At 73.9% G+C, this 22,441-nt stretch carries 16 protein-coding genes; 7 read left to right on the top strand and 9 right to left on the bottom strand.

Features of this window, described 5'->3' with window-relative positions:
* Nucleotides 1-12 precede the first annotated feature (12 nt).
* Nucleotides 13-1,749 (bottom strand): alpha,alpha-phosphotrehalase, encoded by a 1,737-nt coding sequence (locus G446_RS0104435; protein WP_026409231.1) that lies wholly within the window; start codon nucleotides 1,747-1,749, stop codon nucleotides 13-15.
* Nucleotides 1,750-1,965: 216 nt separating this feature from the next.
* Between G446_RS0104435 and G446_RS0104430 the strand changes: the two genes are divergently transcribed.
* Together G446_RS0104430 and G446_RS18620 are read left to right on the top strand one after the other, a co-directional pair.
* The gene (locus G446_RS0104430) at nucleotides 1,966-2,259 is read left to right on the top strand and encodes a hypothetical protein (protein WP_156916517.1); all 294 of its coding nucleotides are present in this window, start codon (nucleotides 1,966-1,968) and stop codon (nucleotides 2,257-2,259) included.
* Nucleotides 2,250-2,714, top strand: a complete 465-nt coding sequence (locus G446_RS18620) for a hypothetical protein (protein ID WP_026409229.1) — start codon at nucleotides 2,250-2,252, stop codon at nucleotides 2,712-2,714. Before G446_RS0104430 ends, G446_RS18620 begins: the two co-directional genes overlap by 10 nt.
* Before the next feature lie 311 nt (nucleotides 2,715-3,025).
* On the opposite strand, the gene G446_RS0104420 is transcribed toward G446_RS18620, so the two are convergent.
* The 3 genes from G446_RS0104420 to G446_RS19785 all read right to left on the bottom strand — a co-directional run bounded on the left by G446_RS0104420 (nucleotide 3,026) and on the right by G446_RS19785 (nucleotide 5,082).
* Nucleotides 3,026-3,955: a hypothetical protein gene (locus tag G446_RS0104420; RefSeq protein WP_026409228.1), complete on the bottom strand. Its 930-nt coding sequence runs from the start codon at nucleotides 3,953-3,955 to the stop codon at nucleotides 3,026-3,028.
* 18 nt (nucleotides 3,956-3,973) lie between these two features.
* Nucleotides 3,974-4,780 (bottom strand): SDR family NAD(P)-dependent oxidoreductase, encoded by an 807-nt coding sequence (locus tag G446_RS0104415; RefSeq protein ID WP_026409227.1) that lies wholly within the window; start codon nucleotides 4,778-4,780, stop codon nucleotides 3,974-3,976.
* Nucleotides 4,781-4,920: 140 nt separating this feature from the next.
* A complete protein-coding gene (locus G446_RS19785) occupies nucleotides 4,921-5,082 on the bottom strand; it encodes a hypothetical protein (RefSeq protein ID WP_156916516.1) in 162 nt (53 codons plus the stop codon).
* Between the two features lie 709 nt (nucleotides 5,083-5,791).
* Between G446_RS19785 and G446_RS0104405 the strand changes: the two genes are divergently transcribed.
* Nucleotides 5,792-7,507 (top strand): DUF885 domain-containing protein, encoded by a 1,716-nt coding sequence (locus G446_RS0104405; protein ID WP_026409226.1) that lies wholly within the window; start codon nucleotides 5,792-5,794, stop codon nucleotides 7,505-7,507.
* 144 nt (nucleotides 7,508-7,651) lie between these two features.
* Here the strand turns inward: G446_RS0104405 and G446_RS0104400 are convergent, their stop codons facing one another.
* The 3 genes from G446_RS0104400 to G446_RS15950 form a co-directional block, all read right to left on the bottom strand.
* Nucleotides 7,652-8,833 carry a Fic family protein gene (locus G446_RS0104400; RefSeq protein WP_026409225.1) on the bottom strand — a complete coding sequence of 394 codons (1,182 nt, stop codon included), beginning with the start codon at nucleotides 8,831-8,833 and terminating at the stop codon, nucleotides 7,652-7,654.
* Nucleotides 8,834-9,009: 176 nt separating this feature from the next.
* On the bottom strand, nucleotides 9,010-10,749 hold the full coding sequence (locus G446_RS0104395; RefSeq protein WP_026409224.1) for an ABC transporter ATP-binding protein: 1,740 nt from the start codon (nucleotides 10,747-10,749) through the stop codon (nucleotides 9,010-9,012).
* A 3-nt stretch (nucleotides 10,750-10,752) separates the two neighbouring features.
* Nucleotides 10,753-12,621 (bottom strand): ABC transporter ATP-binding protein, encoded by a 1,869-nt coding sequence (locus G446_RS15950; protein WP_084778992.1) that lies wholly within the window; start codon nucleotides 12,619-12,621, stop codon nucleotides 10,753-10,755.
* Nucleotides 12,622-12,760: 139 nt separating this feature from the next.
* Here G446_RS15950 and proC point away from each other — a divergent pair, with 139 nt between their 5' ends.
* The 4 genes from proC (at nucleotide 12,761) to G446_RS0104370 (ending at nucleotide 20,552) form a co-directional block, all read left to right on the top strand.
* Entirely contained in the window at nucleotides 12,761-13,588 is an 828-nt protein-coding gene (proC, locus tag G446_RS0104385; RefSeq protein WP_026409223.1) for a pyrroline-5-carboxylate reductase, read from the top strand.
* Nucleotides 13,589-13,724: 136 nt separating this feature from the next.
* Nucleotides 13,725-16,514 carry a valine--tRNA ligase gene (gene valS / locus G446_RS0104380; protein WP_026409222.1) on the top strand — a complete coding sequence of 930 codons (2,790 nt, stop codon included), beginning with the start codon at nucleotides 13,725-13,727 and terminating at the stop codon, nucleotides 16,512-16,514.
* Between the two features lie 112 nt (nucleotides 16,515-16,626).
* The gene (locus G446_RS15945) at nucleotides 16,627-18,513 is read left to right on the top strand and encodes an AMP-dependent synthetase/ligase (protein ID WP_051285645.1); all 1,887 of its coding nucleotides are present in this window, start codon (nucleotides 16,627-16,629) and stop codon (nucleotides 18,511-18,513) included.
* A 191-nt stretch (nucleotides 18,514-18,704) separates the two neighbouring features.
* Nucleotides 18,705-20,552 carry an AMP-dependent synthetase/ligase gene (locus tag G446_RS0104370; RefSeq protein WP_034469131.1) on the top strand — a complete coding sequence of 616 codons (1,848 nt, stop codon included), beginning with the start codon at nucleotides 18,705-18,707 and terminating at the stop codon, nucleotides 20,550-20,552.
* Between the two features lie 104 nt (nucleotides 20,553-20,656).
* Here the strand turns inward: G446_RS0104370 and G446_RS0104365 are convergent, their stop codons facing one another.
* Both G446_RS0104365 and clpX read right to left on the bottom strand, forming a co-directional pair.
* Nucleotides 20,657-21,007 carry a chorismate mutase gene (locus tag G446_RS0104365; RefSeq protein WP_026409220.1) on the bottom strand — a complete coding sequence of 117 codons (351 nt, stop codon included), beginning with the start codon at nucleotides 21,005-21,007 and terminating at the stop codon, nucleotides 20,657-20,659.
* Nucleotides 21,004-22,296 (bottom strand): ATP-dependent Clp protease ATP-binding subunit ClpX, encoded by a 1,293-nt coding sequence (clpX, locus tag G446_RS0104360; RefSeq protein ID WP_026409219.1) that lies wholly within the window; start codon nucleotides 22,294-22,296, stop codon nucleotides 21,004-21,006. The genes G446_RS0104365 and clpX overlap by 4 nt, the downstream gene beginning before the upstream one ends.
* Between the last annotated feature and the right edge of the window lie 145 nt (nucleotides 22,297-22,441).

Raw genomic sequence — 22,441 nt, 5'->3', positions numbered from 1 at the left:
GGAGTGCTCCTCTCAGAGCGTGTCGGGGGAGGTGACGATGAGGGCGAGCGCCTCGTAGGGCGCCAGCCGCACGGTGGGGCCGAGCGGGCGCTCGGCGTAGGAGTCGGGGTGGCGGTCCGGGTAGTTCGTGATGAGGACGCGCCCGACGGCCAGGTCCGCCGGGACGCGGACCTCGGTGTCGTGGTCGCGGAAGGAGCACAGGACGAGCAGGCGCGCGCCCGGCCGCCCGCCTTCGGGGGCGTGCTCGCGGATGTAGCCCAGCACGTCGGGGTCGTCCAGCTCCCAGGGCTCGTAGAGGCCCTCGGAGATGACGGGCAGCTCCTTGCGCAGCGCGATGAGGCGCTTGTAGTAGGGCAGGATGCGCCCGCCGGCCTCCTCGGCGGCCACGTTGATCTCCGCCTGGTTGGTGGGCCGCAGCCAGGGCTCGACGTCGGAGAAGCCGGCGTGCTCGCCGTCGTCCCACTGCATGGGGGTGCGGGCGTTGTCCCGGGCCTTGGAGTGGACGATCGCGAAGGCCTCCTCGGGCGGGCGGCCGGCGTCGACGAGCGCGCGGAAGGCGTTGCGCGCCTCGACGTCGACGTAGTCCTCGATGCGGGTGTACAGGGGGTCGGTCATGCCGATCTCCTCCCCCATGTAGATGTAGGGGGTGCCCCGCAGCAGGTGGATGGCGGTGGCCAGCATGGTGGCGGACTCGTAGCGGCGGCGCCCGGGGTCCCCGAAGCGGTTGAGGGCGCGCGGCTGGTCGTGGTTGTTCCAGAACAGGGCGTTCCACCCGCCGCCGGCCTGCAGGCCCAGCGTCCACTCGTTGAGCAGCCGCTTGAGCTCGGGGATGTCGGGGTCCGCGAGGGTCCACTTGCGCCCGCCCTCGTAGTCGACCTTGAGGTGGTGGAAGTTGAAGACCATCGACAGCTCCTGGCGCTCGGGGCTGGAGTAGCCCACGCAGGCCTCGATGGAGGTCGAGGACATCTCCCCCACGGTCACCGAGTCCGGGTCCCGTCCGAAGCTGGCGCGGTTGAGCTCGTGGATGTAGTCGTGGACGAGCGGCCCGTCGGTGTAGACGCGCCGGTCGTCGGTGCCGTCCGGGGCGTCGGCGAGGGGCTCGGTCTTGCCGATGACGTTGATGACGTCGAAGCGGAAGGCCCTCACACCGTGGGCGCGCCAGAAGTTGACGACCTCGGCGGCCCGGGCGCGCACCTCGGGGTTGTGCCAGTCGAGATCGGCCTGGGTGGGGTCGTACAGGTGCAGGTAGTACTCGCCGGACAGCGGCCGTCCGCCCGCGTCGACGGGGCCGAAGGGAGCCCAGGCGGGCCCGCCGAACTTGCTCACCCAGTTGGTGGGCAGGTGCGTGGGCGCCGTCCCGTCGGCGCGGGCGGGGCGGATGTAGAAGTAGTCGCGGTAGCGCTGCTCGCCGGCCAGGGCGCGGCGGAACCACTCGTGCTCGGTGGAGACGTGGTTGAGGACCATGTCGAGCATGGGGCTGATGCCGTGGGCCCCCAGGGCCGCGGCGAGCTCGTCGAAGTCCTCCATGGTGCCCATGGCGGGGTCGACGGCGCAGTAGTCGGAGATATCGTAGCCGTTGTCGTGCCCGGGCGAGGGGTAGAAGGGGTTGAACCAGACGTAGTCCACGCCGAGGGAGGCGATGTAGGGGACCTTGTCGATAATGCCGCGCAGATCCCCCACGCCGTCGCCGTCGGAGTCTCGGAAGGACTTGGGATAGATCTGGTAGACGACGGCGTCGTGGAAGGACATGCGGTCTGCTCCCGGGGTTGTGCCTCCGTCGCCAGCCCCAGTGCCCGGCGACTTGTGTACACAAGTAGATCACGGCGGGCGCCCCGCGGGCAAGCCCGCAGCCCCCGCCGGGCTCCCCCGCCGCTATACGGTTGGGGGGCGCGGCTAAGAACGGAGAAGCGCGCCGGCTCCCGCCGTCGGGCGCGCTCTTCGAAGGGCGAAGGACGGTGAACCGGCATGAGACTGCCCGTGGGCGAGGTACTGACCGTGGCCGCCGCGGTCGCGGGCGTCGGGCCGGACGAGCTCATGGGCCGCGCCGCGAAGGCCATGACGGCGGCCGGCTGCGCCTTCACCGGGCAGATCGTCTCCGCGCCGCGCGGGGAGGACCCGGACCGGTGGGGGCGGGCCCCGGACCTCGAGGAGGAGCTCGTGCACGGCGCGCCGGAGCGGGCGGCGGCGCAAGTGGCGGAACGGGGCGCCACGTGGTGCGCACGGGGTGGAGCCGCCGCGGCGGCGGACCGATGGCCCTGAGCATCTGCCGCCCCCCGGAGCCCGAGTTGCTGCTCGTCGACCTCGTCATGGCCGCCGGGACGCTGGGACTGGAGCCCGGGGCCCGCTCGGGCCGCGAGCGCTCGTACGCCCGCAACCGCTGGAGCCTCGCCGTCAGACTGCTGCGCGCCCTCGCGCAGGGCGCGGGCGCGCTCTACGCGGGAGCCGGCATTGAGATGATCCTGCCGCTGCCGGGCGAGTTCGCGGCGCCCCCGCCGAACGCCCCCGGTCTGTGGTGGGTGTCCTCCCGGCTGGAGGACGCGCGGGGGGAGGGCGTCGGCGCCGCACTGGCCGGGACGGCGAAGAGCCGGAGCACCCCGACGGGCGCGCTCATCCAGCTCCACGACCCGGTGCGCGGCAAGAGCACCGGCACCGCCGACGCGCAGACGCGCCTGCTGGGCTTCATGGCCGAGGCGCTGGGGCGCGGACGACGTTGACACGTCCACTGCGCCCCGCCATTCCGGCGCGAGGCCGAATTCTGGCGCCCTGGGAGGATCGTTCGCACCGGCACGCCGGAGGCGTCCGGAGGTTTCCGCATGATTCCGCGGTTCGTGCGACGCGGTCATCGGGAGCGGGACGGAACGATCCTCCCAGGGCGCCATCTTCGCGGGCGTCGCCGCCGGCGCGCGCCGCCCGGCCGGGGCCGGGCCCTCGAGAGCGGCCGCCGGCATCCGGAGGACCCCGGAAGAAGCGCGCCCGCATCCCCGGACTTCACGGGACGTTTCCGCCGGCCTCGAAACCGCTCGGTTCAGTCCCCGTCGTCGTCATCGTCGTCATCGCCCCCGTCGTTCGGGGAGCGGCCGGAGCCGTGGTCGCCGCCAGCGCCGCCCCGCGGGTCGGGGGCGGCCGGCCGGGTGGCGTCCCGCCGCGGGTCGGAGTCGCCGGTCTGCGCGCCGGGGCGATCGTCGTGCCGCCCGTCCCCCTGCCGCGAAGAGTCATCGGTCGAAGGCGCGCGGTCGGCGGAGTCGTCATCGGAGCCGTCATCCGAGTCCCCGGTCGCCTGTTGGGCGGGCGCCAGCGGAACGTCGGAGTCCGAGTCCGCGGCAGAGTCCCCCGGCGCCGGCGTCGGCTGCACCGATGCCGGCGGCACGACCGTGCCGGCGCCATCGGAATCCCGGCCGAACCACCCGGTGAGCGCGCCCGCGCCGAAGGCCGCGACGACCAGAACGACGGCCCCCGCGACCATCGCGGCGGTGCGCCGCCTGCCGCCCGGAGCCCCGGCTCGCCGTCCGGTCCCGGCGCCCGGAGCGGCCGGGGCGCCGGGCAGGGGCATGGAGCCCACGGGAGACGCGGCGCCGGGCGGGGGCGCGGCGCCCACAGGGGGTGCGGCGCTCGCGGAGGGCGCGACACCGAGCGGAAGTGCGGGGCTCGCGGGTTCCGGCGGCATCAGGGGCGTCGTGGCGCTCGGCGCTCCCGCCGGCCCGGGACCGGACGACGGCGCGGCGGGGACCCGGGGAACGGCCGGGGGGAGGGCCCGGGTCGCCTCGTCGGCCGCGAACTCGGCGGTCCTGGCCGAGGCGGCGTCGCCTGCGTCGGGCGGGAAGACTGCGGTGGAGGCGGGTCCGGGAAGCACCGAGGTGTCGGAGACGTCGGCGGCGTCGGGCGGCCAATCGGCGGACGACCAGTCGTCGGGCCGCCGGCCGCGCGGGCCGTGCGGGGGCGGGGCGGGCTCGTTCATGAGTGGTCCTTTCAGGGCTCAGCGGCGCGCGACCACCGTGTTGGAGGCCTGGGCGCGCGGGCGCACGGTGAGGGAGTCGATATTGACATGGGCCGGGCGCTCCAGGGTCCACACGATGCACTCGGCCACGTCCGAGGCGGTCAACGGGGCCTCGACGCCCGCGTAGACGGCGTCGGCGGCGGCCCGGTCCCCGTGGAAGCGGTTGAGGGAGAACTCCTCGGTGGCCACCATGCCCGGCGCGATCTCGATGATCCGCACCGGCTCGCCGACCAGCTCCAGGCGCAGGGTGTTGGCGATGACGCGCTCGGCGTGCTTGGCGGCGACGTAGCCGGCGCCGCCCGGGTAGGTGCCGTGGGCGGCGGTCGAGGTGAGGAAGACGACGTCGCCCCCGCGCTCGCGCAGTCCCGGTAGGAAGGCCCGGGTGACGCGCAGGGCCGCGAGCGCGTTGCGCTCGTACATGGTCAGCCACTCGGCCGGGTCGGCGTCGGCCACGGGGTCCAGGCCCAGCGCCCCGCCGGCGTTGTTGACGACCGCGTCGACGGGGCCGTCGGCGAGGACCTCGGCGGCCAGGCGCTCGACGTCCTGCGGCCTTTGGAGGTCGGCGGCGACCCAGGTGCAGCCGGTCTCGGCGGCCAGGGCCTCCAGGCGCTCGACGCAGCGGGCGGTGGCGACCACGTCCCACCCGTGGGAGCGCAGGAGGCGGACGGCGGCCGCGCCGATGCCGGTGGAGGCGCCGGTGACGAGGGCGCGGCGCGCGGGCGACTCGGGGCCGGGTGCGGGGACGGAGGCGGAAGCGGTGGATGCGGGCTCCGGGATCTGGCTCATGCCCCCATTCTCATCCCACGGCCCGCCGATGCCCTTCACTTTCGTCCCGCAGCCCGTCAGACGGAGGTCCTCACCGCTTTCGTCTCGCAACTCGCCGGACGGGGCCCCGCGGAGGGGCCGGGGCGGGCCCGGCCCTCGGCTCAGAGGACCGGGGCGAGCAGCCCGGTGAGATTGTTGAAGACGTGGATGGTCGACGAGTAGCAGAGGTTGCGGCCGCTCGCGACGTACAGGGCGCCGAAGGTGATTCCGGTGCATGCGTGGGGGATGACGTTGATGGCCTCGGGGAGCGTCAGCGCGCTCATGAAGGTTATTCAGCGGGTTCATGGCGGCGTTCTCCTTGGACCACTTGAATTCCGTTTGACCACCGTCCGACCGTCGTTCTCGAGGGCGAAGTACACATCTCGACGCCGAGGACCCCGCGGTAATTGCCGCCACACTAAGAGACGCACCCGGGGCGCAGCGGCGTCGGGCGCCGCGGTCCGCGAGATCGTCGGGTGACCGCCGAGCACGTCACTCAACCCGCGAGCACGTCTGCCAGAGTGACGTGCTCGCGGGTTAAGTGACGATCTCGCGGGTTAAGTGACGTGCTCGCGAGCCGGCCGCGTCACAACATGCGAGACGCCGTCCCACCATGCGGGATGCGCCGTCGAGGCGAAGCGGGGAGACGTACTCGGACGCCTCCGCAACAACCCTCCGGACGAGGAGGACCCGCCCGAGCAGACCGCCACCACGACCTTCACGCTCCACGTCTTCAAAACCACCCCCGAATAACCTTCCTCGTACGAGAATGCGCGGCAAAACCAGTTGGGCCAAGAGCCCGACGGGACTCATCGGGGATGCACGCGAAGAAGGCCCGGCGCCTCGCGTGGGACTGTTCGCGGGAGTCGCGGGGGTGCGTTGGGGCACGGCGGGCACCGGACGCGGATACACGCGGGGCCGTGGCGGGCGCGGGTCGCCCGGGGCGGACCGGGGCCGGGAGGGCGCGCGCCGGCGCTCCGCTAGGCTCGGCCCATGCCCCACTCCTCTGACCAAGCCCCCGGCGCCGCCCGCCCCGCCACCGCCGTCGACGCGATCGCCGAGCGCTACGTGACCCGCCTGGCCGGGCTCTCCCCGGAGTTCGCCGTCTACAACGGCCTGCCCGGCCGGCGCGGCGAGCTCGACGACTACTCGCCGGAGGGCCTGGCCGCCTTGAGCGACCTGGACCGCTCCACCCTGCGCGAGCTGGACGGCGTCGAGGCGGCCGACGACGTCGACCGCGTCACCGTCGCCGCCATGCGCGAGCGCCTGGGGGTGGGCCTGGACCTCGCCGACGCTGGCGAGGACCTGCGCAGCCTCAACAACATCGACAGCCCCGTCCAGACCCTGCGCGACGGCTTCGACAACCTGCCCACCGCCACCGGGGAGGACTGGGCCGACTTCGCCTCCGCCCTGCGCGCCGTCCCCCGGGCGCTGGACCAGTACGCCCGGAGCCTGCGCCTGGCGCGCTCGCGCGGCGACGTCGCCGCCCGCCGCCAGGTCGGGGCGGCGATCTCCCAGGCCCTCGACCAGGCCGGCGAGGCCACGAGCTCCTACACGGCGCTCATCGACGGCGCCGCCACCGCCGACGGCGCGCCCCTCCCGCCCGCCCTGGCCGCCGAGCTGCGCGAGGCCGCCGCCGTCGCCCGGCGGGGCTACGCCCGCCTCGCCGACTTCCTCGCCGAGGAGATCCTGCCGGGAGCGGGCCGGGCCGACGCCGTCGGGCGCGAGCGCTACGAGCGATTCAGCCGGGAGTTCCTGGGCGCCGTCGTCGACCTGGACGAGACCTACGAATGGGGCCGGGAGCGCCTGGCCGCCATCGACGCCGAGCAGCGGGCCATCGCCGAGCGGCTCTACGGGCCCGGGACGGGCGTGCGCGAGGCCATGGACCGGCTGAACGCCGACCCCGCGCGCACCGTCCACGGCACGGCGGCGCTGCGGGACTGGATGCAGCAGACCTCGGATCGGGCCATGGCGGCGCTCGACGGCGTCCACTTCGACATCCCCGCCCCGCTGCGCGTCCTGGAGTGCCGCATCGCCCCGTCGGCCACCGGCGGCATCTACTACACCGGGCCGAGCGACGACTTCTCCCGGCCGGGCCGCATGTGGTGGTCGGTGCCGGCGGGCACCGAGGACTTCGCCACCTGGCAGGAGCGCACCACCGTGTTCCACGAGGGCGTGCCCGGCCACCACCTGCAGGTCGGCATGCAGACCCACCTGCGCGGCGAGCTCAACTCCTGGCGGCGCCTGGCCTGCTGGGTGAGCGGGCACGGCGAGGGCTGGGCGCTGTACGCCGAGAGGCTCATGGCCGACCTGGGCTTCCAGGACGACCCGGGCGACCGCTTCGGCATGCTCGACTCCCAGCGGCTGCGCGCCGCGCGGGTGGTGCTCGACATCGGGGTGCACCTGGGCAAGGAGCGCCCGCCCGAGCTGGCGGGCCTGCCCGGGGTGGGCGAGGGCGCCTGGGACGCGGGCAGCGCCTGGGCCTTCCTGCGCCACAACGTGGCCATGGAGGAGTCGTTCCTGCGCTTCGAGCTGGACCGCTACCTGGGGCTGCCGGGGCAGGCGCCGTCCTACGCGGTGGGCCAGCGGCTGTGGGAGGAGGCGCGCGATCGCGCGCTGGCGGACGGGACGGGCCTGAAGGACTTCCACACCCGGGCGCTGCGCCTGGGCAGCGTGGGCCTGGACGTCCTGCGCCGGGCGCTGGCCTGAGGGGCGGGCCCCGGCCCCGTCGTCCTCCGCTTCCGCGAACGCGCAGGTTTCCAGTCGAACGCGCTCCTCCCGCCCGCGCGTTCGACTGGAAACCTGCGCGTTCGCGGGCCCGGCGGCGCGCGCCGGCGCCGGGACGCGGCGGCCCTACTCGGCCAGGGCGTCGAGGAGGATTTCGACCTCGTCGATCACCGCCGCCGCCACCCAGACCCGGTCCCGTTTGCGCGCCACGGCGATGCGCAGGACGCCGTCGGCCACCAGGCGGTCGAGAGCGCCGTAAGTGGCCGACGACGACGCACCCGTGAGCGCCTGCGCATCCTCGGCGTCCAGGACCGGATGCTCCAGGAGAGAGTCGAGCAGCCGCTCCTGGGCGGATCCCCGTCGTACGTCCGTCTGGGCGCGCCACGCCTCGGGCAGTGCCAGAATCCGGGCGCTGGACTCCTGCGCGGCCGCGGTGGCGCGGCCGACCGCCCGGGCCACGAGTTCGATAATGGGGTCGGGGTCGCCCGCGCGGTACAGATCGAGTGCGCGCGTGTACCGCTCCCCCTGGGCCATCATCGCGGCGGCGACGGGGACCGTCACCTGCCGGGTGAGGCCGCGCCTGCGCACAACGGCGTGGATGAGCGCGCGCCCCACCCTCCCGTTCCCATCGACGAAGGGGTGGATGCCCTCGAATTGGGCGTGGGCGATGGCGGCCTGCGCCAGGGCGGGAAGGTCCTGTCGCCGGAGGAAGACGATGAGGTCGTCGACGTCGGCGGCGATCTCATCGGCGGGAGGAGGGACGTGGAGGGCGCCGCGGGGCGAGTAGTCGGAGCCGCCGATCCAGTTCTGGACGCTGCGCAGACGACCGACCTGTTCTTCGACGTCGGCCGCGAGCGGCGCCAGGAGGGTTCTGTGGGCCGAGAGAAGATCATCCGCTTCGAGGTGGCGCCGGTCCGCGACGTCGCTGAGTGCGCGGGTCGCGTCCCCCGCGGCGGCGACGAGGCGGGCGTTGACATGAACCCGGACGCCGAGCGAGGCGGCCGCAACCATGTCGAGGGGGGCGTTGACGGACTCGATCCTGGAGGAGGCGACCATCTCGCCCCGCATGAGGAGGTCCGCGATCGGCGCCAGGACGGTGCCGCCGCGCGTCGAAGCGCCTTCGAACCGGGCGAGCGCGAGCGAGGCCTCCTCGACGGCCCGCTGGACGGGCTCCCCCGGCGCCGGCGTGCAATGGGCGATGCGCGGGGCGACGGCGGCTCGGTAACTCGTCAGGGTGCGATCGGCGCGCGGTCCCCGGCTGCGCGGCACCCAGGGCAGGGTGCGGGTCGTCCACATCGGCCAGGTCACCGCCGTCCTCCTCTCTCCGCGCGCCAGGCCCTGCCAAGGCGGAACAGCGGGGCCGCTATTCCAGGTTAGTGCACTCAACCTGGAATAGCCCCCCGATTTCCCGCATGATCGCGTGCACGCCGGCGTCGGGCCGGATGCGACTCGGGCGCGCCCGGTCCGACGCCGGACCCCGCGCTTCAGTCCCGGAGGATGCGCCACCTGGAGGCGGTCGTGGACGCCTCCAGGAAGTCCCGGAAGGGCCCGGGCTCGGCCGCCAGCTCGGCGGGGGCGCCCCGCTGGGCCACGCGCGCGCCCCGCTCGGCGGGGGCGAGGAAGACGACCTCGTCGGCCCGGCGGATCGTGGACAGGCGGTGGGCCACGACCATGACGGTGCGGCCCGCCGACAGTTCGCGCACCACCTCGGTGATGGCCGACTCGTTCTCCCCGTCCAGGGCCGAGGTGATCTCGTCGAGCAGGAGGATGGGGGCGTCCTTGACGAAGGCGCGGGCGATGGACACGCGCTGGCGCTCCCCGCCGGACAGGCTCAGCCCGCCCGGGCCGACCCGCGTGTCCCACCCGTGCGGCAGCGCCTCGATGACGCGGTCCAGGCGGGCGCGGCGCGCCGCGGTCTCCAGCTCGGCGTCGGTGGCCCCGGGCCGGGCGATGCGCAGGTTCTCCCGGATGGTGGTGTCGAACAGGTAGACGTCCTGGAAGACCATGGAGGTCATGGCCATGATCTGGGCGGCGGGCAGGGCGCGCACGTCGGCGCCGCCGATGGTCACGGTCCCATCGCCCGCGTCCCAGAACCGGGCGGCCAGGCGCAGGATGGTGGACTTGCCGGCCCCCGAGGGCCCCACCAGGGCGGTGACCCGCCCCTGCGGCGCGCTCAGCGACACCCGGTCCAGGACGGGGCGGCCCCGCTCGTAGGAGAAGGAGACGCCGTCCAGGGCGATCGCGGTCCCCTCGGCCCGCGCCCGCTCGCCGGGGGCGGGCTCGGGCAGGGGCTCGGCGTCGAGGATGGCGTTCATGGCGGTCAGGGCGACCCGCGCGTTGTCGGCCTCGCTGGACATCATGGCGGCCTTGGTCAGCGGCATGAGCATCCGGGAGGCCACGACCATGACCGCCAGGTACCCGACGACGTCGAGGCGGTGTCCGCCCACGAATGACAGGCCCGCGGCCATGACCGCGGCGAAGGCGGAGTTGGCGATGATGTTGAAGGCCTGGCCGGGGCGGCCCTTGATGCGCAGTCCGGCCAGGGTGGCCTCGGATTCGGCCTCCAGGGCGACGCGCGCGGGCTCCCAGCCGGTCCGGGTCGCGCCCGTGGCGCGCAGGACCGGCTGCAGGCGGGCGAACTCGACCAGGCGCCCGGCGGCCAGGGCCGAGGCGCCGTCCTCCAGCTCGTTGGCGCGGGCGGTCGCCGCGGACATGCGCCGCCACACGAGGTAGAGGACCACCGCCGTGACGGCCATGATGAGCGCCAGGGGCCACTCGACGACGGCGGTGGCCGCGATCATGACCAGGGGCACGATGAAGGCGTTGCACAGGCCGGGGATGACCATGGAGGTCAGGTGCGACAGGGTGTTGACCTCCTTGGATGTCGCATTGACGACGGCGGCCTCCCGCTGGGCGTTGAACCACCCCAGGGGCAGGGCGAGCACGTGCTCGGCGACGCGGTCGATCATGGCGTCGCAGACCTCGAAGACGCTGACCCGGTAGGAGCGGAGCATGGCGACGGTGTCGACGACGACGGTGAGGACCCCGAGCACGACGACGGCCGCCAGCCACGCGCCCAGGTCGGCCGAGCGGGCGTAGAAGGCGCGCAGGAAGGGGACCATGAGGGCCAGGGTCGCGCCCTGCAGGACGGCGGAGGCGACGAACCAGCCCAGGATCCTGCGCATCTCGGCGGCGTTGACCAGGCGCAGCAGCATCTTCCACATGGTTCACTCCCCCTCCCCGGCCCCGGCGGCGGGGGCGGCGGTCGGCACGGCCCCGGCGCGCTCGGCGCCGCGAACGGGGCCGGCGTCCCCGGCGCGGCCGGCGGCGTCCCCGCCGCTATCGTCCCCGCCCCCGCCGTCGGGGGCCAGGTCCTGGCTGCGCCACATGGCGGCGTAGCGGCCGCCGGCCACCAGAAGGTCCTCGTGGCGGCCGCGCTCGACGACGGCGCCGTCGTCGACGACGAGGATCTGGTCGGCGTCGCGCACGGTGGACAGGCGGTGGGCGATGACGATGACGGTGCGCCCGGCCGCCAGGCGGGACAGGGCGGCGTGGATGTCGCGCTCGGAGGCCGGGTCGGCCTGGGCGGTGGCCTCGTCCAGGACCAGGACCGGGGCGTCCTGGAGGTAGGCGCGCGCCAGGGTGACGCGCTGGCGCTCCCCGCCGGAGAGGAACCCGCCCTCCTCCCCCAGGACGGTGTCGTAGCCGCGGGGCAGGCGCATGATCCGCTCGTGGATGCAGGCGGCCCGCGCCGCGGCCTCCACCTGCTCGCGCGCGGCCCCCGGGCGCCCCAGGGCGATGTTGTCGTGGACGGAGCCGTGCGACAGGGCCACGTCCTGCAGCACGATCGCCACCCGCGAGCCCAGCCAGCGGAAGGTCGCCTCGCGCACGTCGACGCCGCTGACGCGCACCGCCCCGCCCTCGACGTCGTAGAAGCGGGCGATCAGGCGCGCCAGCGTCGACTTGCCGCCGCCCGAGGGCCCCACCAGGGCGGTGACGGCCCCGGGCTCGGCGGTGAAGGACACGCCCTTGAGGACCGGCGCGCCCGGCTCGTAGGAGAAGGTGACGTCGTCGACCTCGACGCGGCCGGGGGCGGGGCCGTCGCCGTCGTCGAAGGACCCCTCGGGCATGGGCTCCTGGGACAGCAGGTCGGCGGTGGCGCGGGCCGCCATGCGCGACTCGTAGATCTGCTGCATCATGGACACGACCGTGAGCAGCCCCTCGGGCAGCCCCGGGGCGAGGAGGAAGAAGACCAGGGTCGCGGACGGCTCGCTCCAGCCCCGGGCCACGAACAGGGCGGCCAGGGGCGCGACCGTGGCGAAGACGACGGCCGGGCGCAGGAGCGCCCCCATGAGGCTGATCATCCTCCCGGAGGCGAGCACCCACTCGTAGGACAGGTCGGAGAAGCGCCTGCGGGCGGCGTCGAAGCGGGTGCGGGTGATGTCGGTGGCCTGGAAGCTCTTGATCTCCTTGATCCCCTCGAGCATCTCGACGGTGGCGGCGGCCAGGCCGGTCTGCGCCACGGCGAAGCGGTCGGTGATGTCCCCCAGGCCGCGCATGGCGGTGGCGGCGACGGCGCCCAGGACCAGGCACCACGCGCCCACCAGCGTCAGGGCCAGCCGCCAGTCGGTCCACGCCAGGTAGACCGCCCCGGCCGCGGCCCCGACGAGGGCGTTGGTGACGTCCCCGGGCACGTGGGCGACCAGCGTGTGAATGGAGGAGGTGTCGTCGCACACCATCTTGCGGATGGCCCCGTGGGGGATCTGGGCGACCCGCCCCAGGGGCAGGCGGCCGATGGCGTCGACGAGTCGCGCGCGCAGGTGGTGGCGCAGCCTCGCCTCGGCCAGGTGGGTGATGGCCAGGCCCCACAGGTAGAGCAGCTGGGCCGCCAGGAGCGAGCCGACGGCGAGCCCCGCCCAGGCCCACGGGCTGCCCGCCCACCCGGAGCGGTCGGACTCCCCCAGCCAGATGGCCGCCATATTGCGCAGCGCCACGTAGGGCCCGACGGACAGGACGGCCCCGGCGGCGGTGAGCGCGCCGGAGGCGATCATCGCCCGGCGCGCGGGGGCTATGAGAGTGGTGACGGTGACCTTCATCCCTACCTCCTTGACATGACTGGGCCAGGCGGGGCCGCCGGCGGGATCCCCGCAATGGTTGGGAAGCCTAACCTAATGAGAACAGTTTTCACAGGGATGTTCCTCACAGGGCGGGCCGGAAGGCCGCTAACCTGGGCCCGTGACGACCTACGGCTTCATCGGCGCGGGCAATATGGCCGGCGCGATCGTGCGCGGGGCGATCGCGGCCGGCACCGACCCCGCCTCCCTCCTCCTCACCAGCGCCCACGACTCCGCCGCCCGCCTCGCCGCGCAGACGGGCGCCCGTCACGAGCCCGACGCCGGGGCGCTCGCGGCCGCGGCCGACGTCGTCGTCCTGGCGGTCAAGCCCCGCGTCGTGCCCGCGGTCACAGTCCGGATCTCCGACGCCCTCGCCGCCTCCCGCCCCCTGGTCGTGTCCATCGCCGCCGGGATCGGCCTGGCCCGCCTGGAGTCGCTCCTGCCCGAGGGCGCGCGCGTCGTGCGCGCCATGCCGAACATGGCGGCCGGGGTCGGCCAGTCCATGACCGCCCTGGCGGCGGGCGCGGCGGCCGACGAGTCCGACCTGGCGACCGCGCGCGCCCTCATGGACTCGGTCGGGCGCACCGTCCTCATCGCGGAGGAGGACTTCCCGGTCTTCGTCGGCCTGGCGGGCTCGGCCCCCGCCTTCGTCTTCACCTTCATCGACGCCCTGGCCCGCGCCGGCGTGCTCGGCGGGATCCCCAAGGCGCGGGCCGTCGAGATCGTCGCCCAGACCGTCCTCGGATCGGCCCGCGCCGTGCAGGTCGAGGCCGCCGCGAGGGCCGACGGCGGCGCCGGGCGCACCCCCGCCGACCTCGTCGACGCCGTGTGCTCCCCCGGCGGGACGACGGTGGCCGGACTGGTGGCCATGGAGCGGGCGGGCTTCTCCAGCGCGGTCATCGAGGCCGTGCGCGCCGTCGTCGCGGCGGACCGCGAGCTGGCCGGCTGAGCCCGCGGCCCCGCCCCCGCGAGCCCGATCCGGCCGGCGGCCCCCGCGGCCGGGCCGCCCCGCCCGTAGCCCACCTCACAGCCGGCCCCGGCGGCCCCTGCCGGCCGCGCCGTCGGCCCGTGACAGAATCGGGCCCATGTCTGGATCCCCCGCCGAGCGCTCCCCCCGCCTCCTGCCCTCCGAGCTCCACAGCCCCCGCGTGCCCGCCAGGGTGAGCACCGACGGCCTGGAGACCGCATGGGGCGAGCGCTGGGAGTCCGCGGGCACCTACGCCTTCGACCGCACCGCGCAGCGCCACGAGGTCTTCTCCATCGACACCCCGCCGCCCACGGTCTCCGGGTCCCTGCACGTGGGCCACGTCTTCTCCTACACGCACACCGACGCCGTCGCCCGCTTCCAGCGCATGCGCGGCAAGGCCGTCTTCTACCCCATGGGCTGGGACGACAACGGCCTGCCCACCGAGCGGCGCGTGCAGAACTACTTCGGGGTGCGCTGCGACCCGTCCCTGCCCTACGACCCGGACTTCGAGCCCCCGCACGCCGGCGGCGAGGGCAAGTCGATCAGGGCCCGCGACCAGGTGCCGGTCTCGCGGCGCAATTTCGTCGAGCTGTGCGAGCGCCTCACGCTCTCCGACGAGGCCCTGTTCGAGGAGCTGTGGCGCCGCCTGGGCCTGAGCGTGGACTGGTCCCAGACCTACCAGACCATCGGCGAGCGCGCCCGCAGGGTCGCCCAGGCCGCCTTCCTGCGCAACCTCGCGCGCGGGGAGGCCTACCAGGCGGCCGCCCCCGGACTGTGGGACGTCACCTTCGGCACGGCGGTGGCCCAGGCCGAGCTCCAGTCGCGCGAGTACCCCGGCTTCTACCACCGCATCGCCTTCCACCTGGTCGACGCCGACGCCGCCGCCGCGGCGCGGGCGGCCGGCGCCCCCGTCGAGGAGGGGCCCGGCGGCACCGCCGACATCTGCGTGGAGACCACCCGCCCCGAGCTGCTGCCGGCCTGCGTGGCCCTGGTGGCCCACCCCGACGACGAGCGCTTCAAGCCCCTGTTCGGCACCACGGTGACCTCCCCCGTCTTCGGCGTGGAGGTGCCGGTGCTGGCCCACCCCGCCGCCGAGAGGGACAAGGGCGCCGGCATCGCCATGTGCTGCACCTTCGGCGACACCACCGACATCGACTGGTGGCGCGACCTGGGGCTGCCGCTGCGCGCGGTGCTGCGCCGGGACGGGCGCCTGCAGGCCGAGGCCCCCGAGTGGATCACGGACCGGGAGGGGCGCCGCGTCTACGGCGAGATGGCCGGCAGGACCGCCTTCACCGCCCGGGCGGTCCTCGTGAAGGCCCTCGCCGCCAGTGGCGAGATGCGCGGGGAGCCGGTGGCGACCGTCCGCCAGACGAATTTCTACGAGCGCGGCGACAAGCCCCTGGAGATCGTCACCTCGCGCCAGTGGTACATCCGCAACGGCGGCGGGCCGTGGGTCAACCCGGCCTCCGGCGCCGATCTGAACGCCGAGCTGCTCGAGCGCGGGCGCGAGCTGGACTTCCACCCCGACTTCATGCGCGTGCGCTACGAGAACTGGGTGCGGGGCCTCAAGGGCGACTGGCTGGTCTCGCGCCAGCGCTTCTTCGGCGTGCCCTTCCCGCTGTGGTACCGCGTGGGCGCCGACGGCGAGGTCGACTACGACGCGATCCTGACCCCCGACGAGTCGGCCCTGCCGGTGGACCCCTCCTCCGACGTCCCGGCCGGCTTCACCGAGGACCAGCGCGGCGAGCCCGGCGGCTTCGTCGGCGAGCCCGACATCATGGACACCTGGGCGACCTCCTCCCTGACCCCCCAGCTCGTCTGCGGCTGGCTCGACGACGAGGACCTGTTCGAGCGCGTCTACCCCATGGACCTGCGCCCCCAGGGCCAGGACATCATCCGCACCTGGCTGTTCTCCTCGGTGGTGCGCGCGGACCTGGAGTTCGGGGCCCTGCCCTGGAGGCACGCGGGCCTGTCGGGGTGGATCCTCGACTCCGACCACAAGAAGATGAGCAAGTCCAAGGGCAATGTGGTCACGCCCATGGGCCTGCTGGAGAAGTACGGCTCCGACGCCGTGCGCTACTGGGCGGCCTCGGCCCGCCTGGGCCTGGACGCCGCCTTCGAGGAGGCCCAGATCAAGGTCGGCCGCCGCCTGGCCATCAAGATCCTCAACGCCTCGAAGTTCGCCCTGTCCATGGGGATCCCCTGGGACGCCGACGAGGCCGCCCGGGCCGCCGCGCCCGCCCCCTGCCTGGACGCCACGGCGGTGGTCGAGCCGATCGACCGGGCGGTCCTGGCCGCCCTGGCCGACGTCGTCGACACGGCCACCGCCGCCTTCGAGGGCTTCGAGCACGCCCGCGCGCTGGAGGCCGCCGAGTCCTTCTTCTGGACCTTCTGCGACGACTACATCGAGCTGGTCAAGGACCGGGCCAACGACTTCGACGGCTCCCACGACGCCGCGGCGGTCCGCTCCGCGCGGGCGGCCCTGGCGATCGCGGTGGACACCCTCGTGCGCCTGTTCGCCCCCTTCCTGCCCTTCGTCACCGAGGAGGTGTGGAGCTGGTACCGCACCGGCAGCGTCCACCGCTCCCCCTGGCCGCGGGCCGAGGGGCTGCGCGGGGCCGCCGCGGGCGCCGACGCCGACCTGGTCGAGCGCGCCGGACTGGTCCTGGCGGCCCTGCGCAAGGTCAAGTCCGAGGCCAGGACCAGCCAGAAGACGCCGATCCTGGCGGTCTCGCTGGCCGTGTCCGCCCGGATCGCGCCCGCCGTCGAGGCCGTGCGCGCGGACCTGATCGAAGCGGCCAAGGTGACCGGGGCCTTCGAGGTCTCGCCGGCCCCCGAGGACGCCGGGCCCGTGTCCGTCACCGCCGTCGAGCTGGGCCGGGCCCCGGCCAGGACCCCCCGCGGGTGAGGCCCGGGGCGAGGGGCGCGCGGGCCCCCGGGGCCGGGCCCGCCGGAGCGGGACCGGCCGGGGGCGGGGGCCGGACGTGACGGCGTCGGCGCCGTCCGGGCACAATGCCGCCATGACGAATCCCCCCGACTCCCCCTCCCCCGTCGCCCCCGCCGGAGGCGGCGCCCTGGAGTGGCACGCCCCCACCCTCGTGCGCATCGACGAGAGGACCACCGTGCCCGCCCTGCTGCGCGAGCGGGTCTCCCGCTCGGCGAACCGCCCGCTCATCGCCCGCAAGCAGGAGATGGGCGAGGTGTGGCGCACGATCACCGCCCGCGAGTTCTCCGAGGAGGTCGACGCCGTCGCCTCCGGGCTCATCGGCCTGGGGCTGGAGGCCGGCGCGCGCGTCGCCATCATGTCGCGCACCCGCTACGAGTGGACGCTGCTGGACTTCGCCTGCTGGACCGCCGCCCTGGTCCCGGTGCCCATCTACGAGACGAGCTCGTCGGAGCAGATCGCCCACGTGCTGACCGACGCCGACGTGAGCCTCGTCGTCGCCGAGACGATCACCATGGCCGAGCTCGCCCGCGCGGCCGCCGCCGCCGCGGGCAGGGAGGGCACCGCGGTGCTGTCCCTGGACACCGAGGCCATCCGCACCATCACCGAGGCCGGCGCCTCCGTGCCGGCCGAGGCCCTGGCCGAGCGCACCGGGGCCCTGACGGCCTCCTCGCTCGCGACGATCGTCTACACCTCGGGGACCACCGGCGCCCCCAAGGGCACCGTCCTGTCCCACGGCAATTTCACCGAGCTGTGCGTCAACTCGCACCGGTGGATGCCGGAGATCGCCATGGGGACCGACTCGCGGCTCCTGCTCTTCCTGCCGCTGGCCCACGTCTTCGCGCGCTTCCTGGAGGTCTTCCAGATCACCGGGGCGGGCGTCATCGGCCACACCCCCGACACGAAGAACCTCCTGTCCGACCTGGCCTCCTTCCGCCCCTCCTACCTGCTGGTGGTGCCGCGGGTCCTGGAGAAGATCTACAACTCCGCCGACGCCAGGGCCGGGTCGGGCGGCGCCCGGAGGGTGTTCCGCTGGGCGGCCAAGACCGCCGTCGACTACTCCCGGGCCCTGGACACCCCGGAGGGGCCGTCCCGCTCGCTGCGGGCCCAGCGGGCCATGGCCGACCGCCTCGTCTTCCGCCGCATCCGCACCCTCGTGGGCGGCAACGCCGACTGGATCATCTCCGGCGGGGCGCCGCTGTCCCAGCGCCTGGCCCACTTCTACCGGGGGCTGGGCATCCCCGTCCTGGAGGGCTACGGCCTGACCGAGACCGTGGGCCCGATCTCGGTCAACACGCCCCGGCTGAGCAAGATCGGCACCGTGGGCCCGCCCCTGCCCCCCATGGCCGTGCGCGTGTCCGAGGACGGCGAGATCCTCGTCAAGGGCCCCTCGGTGTTCCAGGGCTACCACAACGACCCCGGGGCGACGGCGGCGGCCTTCACGCCCGACGGCTGGTTCCGCACCGGCGACCTGGGCTCCCTCGACCGCGACGGCTATGTGAGCATCACGGGGCGGGCCAAGGAGATCATCGTGACGGCGGGCGGCAAGAACGTCGCCCCGGCCGCCCTGGAGGATCCCCTGCGCGGGCACCCGCTCATCAGCCAGGTGGTCGTCGTCGGCGAGAAGCGGCCCTTCGTGGCCGCGCTCATCACCCTCGACGCCGAGATGCTGCCCGGCTGGCTGCGCAACCACGGCCTGCCCCCGATGACGGTCGCCGAGGCCGCCAGCGACCCGCACGTCCTGGCCGCCCTCGACCGAGCGGTGGAGCGGGCCAACCGGCACGTCTCGCGGGCGGAGTCGATCCGCAAGATCGCGGTTCTCAGCGGGGACTTCACCGAGGCCAACGGCCTGCTCACGCCCTCCCTGAAGGTCAAGCGCGACGTGGCCATCGAGCGCTTCGCCGACCGGATCGACGAGATCTACGGCGGCCCGGTGCGCGACGGCGGCCCGGCGGGCGAGTGAGCCCCGCGGCGGGCCCCGCCCTGTGGGAGGCCACGATCGACGGGGACGTCATTCGTGGATTCCCCCAAGACTGAGTGTCGGATCTGTCGGTCGGTGCGGCCTGCCCGCCCCGGCCGACCTGACACAATGTCCCGGTGAGTCCACGATCCTCCTCAGGCCAGCCCCTCGTGTCCGCCGCCGGCAGGCCCTTCATGCTCGACGGCGCCGCGACCAGCAACCTCATCACCGAGCCGGATTCCTCCTGGACGGTCCCGTGGCTGCTCGCCGACCGCATCGACCGCGACCCGCAGTCCACGATCATCGAGCGCAAGTCCCCGCTGGGCAACTCCTGGGTCGCCGTCTCGGCCCGCAGCTTCGGCGAGGACGTCGCCCGCATCGCCTCCGGGCTCATGGGCCTGGGCCTGGAGCAGGGCCAGGCCGTGAGCATCATGGCGCACACCTCCTACGAGTGGACCCTGCTGGACATGGCCATCGCCCGCGCGGGCCTGGTCTCGGTGCCCATCTACGAGACCGACTCGGCCGAGCAGATCGAGTGGATCCTCGCCGACGCGCAGGTCCGCCTGGTCGTCACCGAGTCGGTCGCCCTGGCCCACGTCGTCCGCCAGGCCGCCGACGCCTTCCGCGCCGCCCACCCCCAGGGGCAGGAGGTGCGGGTCCTGTCCCTGGACCGCGACGCCCTGACCACCATCTCCGAGGCGGGCCGCGAGGTGGGCCGCCAGGACCTGGACGCGCGCTCACAGGCCGTGAGCGGCGACGACGTCTTCTCCATCATCTACACCTCCGGCACCACCGGCAGGCCCAAGGGCGTGGAGATCACCCACCTCATGGCGGCCGGCCTGGCCTGGAACGGCGTGCGCTGGATCCCCGACCTGCTCTTCACCGAGGACACGCGCCTGCTGCTGTTCCTGCCGCTGGCGCACTCCTACGCCCGGTGCCTGGAGCTGCTGGCCATCGCCGGCAAGGGCGTGCTCGGCCACACCCCCGACGTGGCCACCCTGCTGCCCGACCTCAAGGGCTTCGGCCCCTCCTACGTGCTGGCGGTGCCCCGCGTCATGGAGAAGATCTACAACGCCGCGGACGCCAAGGCCGGGGGCGGCCTCAAGCTCAGGACCTTCCGCTGGGCCGCCAAGGTCGCCATCGAGTACTCCCGCGCCCTGGACGCCGAGGCCGGTCCCTCCCTCCAGCTCAGGGCCGCCCACGCCCTGGCGGACCGGCTCGTCTACCGCAGCATCCGCGACCTGCTGGGCCCCAACGCCCGCTACGCGATCTCCGGCGGCGGGCCGCTGGGCGAGCGCCTGGGCCACTTCTACCGCGGCCTGGGCCTGATCATCCTCGAGGGCTACGGCCTGACCGAGACCCTCGGGCCCGTGAGCGTCAACCTCACCTGGTGCAACAAGATCGGCACCGTGGGCCCGCCCGTGTGCGGCGCCCGGGCCCGGGTGGGCGACGACGGCGAGATCGAGGTCAGCGGCATGAGCATCTTCAGCCACTACCACAACAACCCCGACGCGGACGCGCAGTCCTTCACGCCCGACGGCTGGTTCCGCACCGGCGACATCGGCGCGATCGACTCCGAGGGCTGGATCAGGATCACCGGCCGCAAGAAGGAGATCATCGTCACCGCGGGCGGCAAGAACGTCGCGCCCGCCATCCTGGAGGACCGGCTGCGCGGGCACCCGCTCGTCTCCCAGGTGGTCGTCATCGGCGACGGCGAGCCCTTCATCTCCGCGCTCATCACCCTGGACCGCGAGATGCTGCCCGGCTGGCTGCGCAACCACGGCCTGCCGGAGATGGACGTCGTCGAGGCCTCGACCGACCCGCGGGTCCTGGCGGCCCTGGACCGCGCGGTGGCGCGCACGAACCGGGCGGTCTCGCGCGCCGAGTCCATCCGCTCCTTCCGGGTGCTGACCACCGACTTCACCGAGGCCAACGGCCTGCTGACCCCCTCCCTGAAGGTCAAGCGCGGGAAGGTCATGAAGGTGCACGCCGACACCATCGCCGACATCTACGCCTCCAAGAAGAAGGGCCCCCAGGAGTAGGGCGCCGGCGTGGCGCGGCGAACCCCCGGCCCTCCGGGCGGGGCCCTGCGGCGGTCACGTCCTGGCTCCCCGCCGCATGCACCCCGGCCCGGGCGGGGCGCCGCTCAGCGCCGTCGGACCGCGTCCTGACGGATGGCCTCGTGGTGGCGGATGACCTCGGCCACGACGAAGGCGAAGAATTTCTCGGCGAAGACCGGGTCGAGGCCCGACTGCGCGGCGAGCTCGCGCAGCCGCGCCACCTGCCGCTCCTCGCGGGCCGGGTCCGACGGCGGCAGGTCGAGCTCGGCCTTGAGCACCCCCACCTGCTGGGTGCACCGGAAGCGCTCGGCGAGCAGGTGCACCAGGGCGGCGTCGAGATTGTCGATGGTGGCGCGGTAGGCGGCGAGCCGGGGCGGCACGGCGCCCGCATCCCCCTCGGCCCGCCGATCGGGCGGGCCGGGCGGCGCCGCGCTCATGCGGTTCGGCTCCGGCCGCTCTTCATGGTCGCCGCCAGGGTCCCCGAGCCCGCCTCGTAGCGGGGCCTGCACCGCCCGCGCACGGTGTCGCCGTCGACGACGACGCGCCCGACCTCGGGCAGGGAGGGGACTTCGAACATGGCGTCGCCCAGCACCTCCTCGACGATGGAGGTCAGGCCGCGCGCACCGGTCTTGCGCGTCAGGGCGAGCTCGGCCACGGCCTCGATGGCGTCGTTGGTCAGCTCCAGCTCCACGCCGTCGAGGCTGAAGAGGTACTGGTACTGCGAGACCAGGGCGTTCTTCGGCTCGGTCATCACCCGCATGAGCTCGGCCACCCCCAGGTCCTGGACGGTGGCGATGACGGGCAGGCGGCCGATGAACTCGGGGATGAGGCCGAACTTGTGCAGGTCCTCGGGGCGGACCTGGGAGGCGAAGACGTCCTTCTTCTCCCCGGCCAGGATCCCGCCGAAGCCGAGCGTCTGCGCCCCTGACTCCTTGCGCTCGCGCTGGCGGACGATGTCCTCGATGCCGGCGAAGGCGCCGGCGGCGATGAACAGGATGTTGGTGGTGTCGATCTCCAGGAACTCCTGGTGGGGGTGCTTGCGCCCGCCGCCGGGCGGCACGGAGGCCGTGGTGCCCTCGATGATCTTGAGCAGGGCCTGCTGCACGCCCTCGCCGGATACGTCGCGGGTGATCGACGGGTTCTCCGCCTTCCGGCCGATCTTGTCGATCTCGTCGATGTAGATGATGCCCTTCTCCGCCCGCTTGACGTCGCCGTCGGCCGCCTGGATGAGCTTGAGGAGGATGTTCTCCACGTCCTCGCCCACGTAGCCGGCCTCGGTCAGGGCGGTGGCGTCGACGATGGCGAAGGGCACGTCGAGCAGGCGGGCGAGCGTGCGGGCCAGGTGGGTCTTGCCCGTGCCCGTGGGCCCGAGCAGGAGGATGTTGGACTTGCCCAGCTCCAGGCCGTCGCCCTCGGCCACGGAGCGCTCGCGCACCTGGACGCGCTTGTAATGGTTGTAGACGGCCACGCTCATGGCGCGCTTGGCGCTCTCCTGGCCGATGACGTACTGATTGAGGAAGTCGAAGATCTCCTGCGGCTTGGGCAGCTCGAGGGGCACGCCGGCGGCGGACTCCCCGAGCTCCTCGTCCACGATCTCGTTGCACAGCTCTATGCACTCGTCGCAGATGTAGACACCGGGACCGGCAATGAGCTTCTTGACCTGCTTCTGACTCTTGCCGCAGAAGGAGCACTTGAGCAGGTCGACACTCTCAGCGCTGCGTGCCACCAGAATTCCTCCGTTTGATTGAGCGGGATGGGGGATGTGGGGATGAGGGATCCTCCCTTAGATGCTGTAAGCCTAGGGTGTTCGGCACCCCGAGACGGCGGGGCGCGCCGAGAACCGCCCGGCAACTGCTCACTCGCCGCATCTT

The sequence above is a fragment of the Actinomyces dentalis DSM 19115 genome (assembly GCF_000429225.1).
GTDB lineage: Bacteria > Actinomycetota > Actinomycetes > Actinomycetales > Actinomycetaceae > Actinomyces > Actinomyces dentalis.
This window is presented reverse-complemented; position numbering and strand designations above follow the sequence as displayed.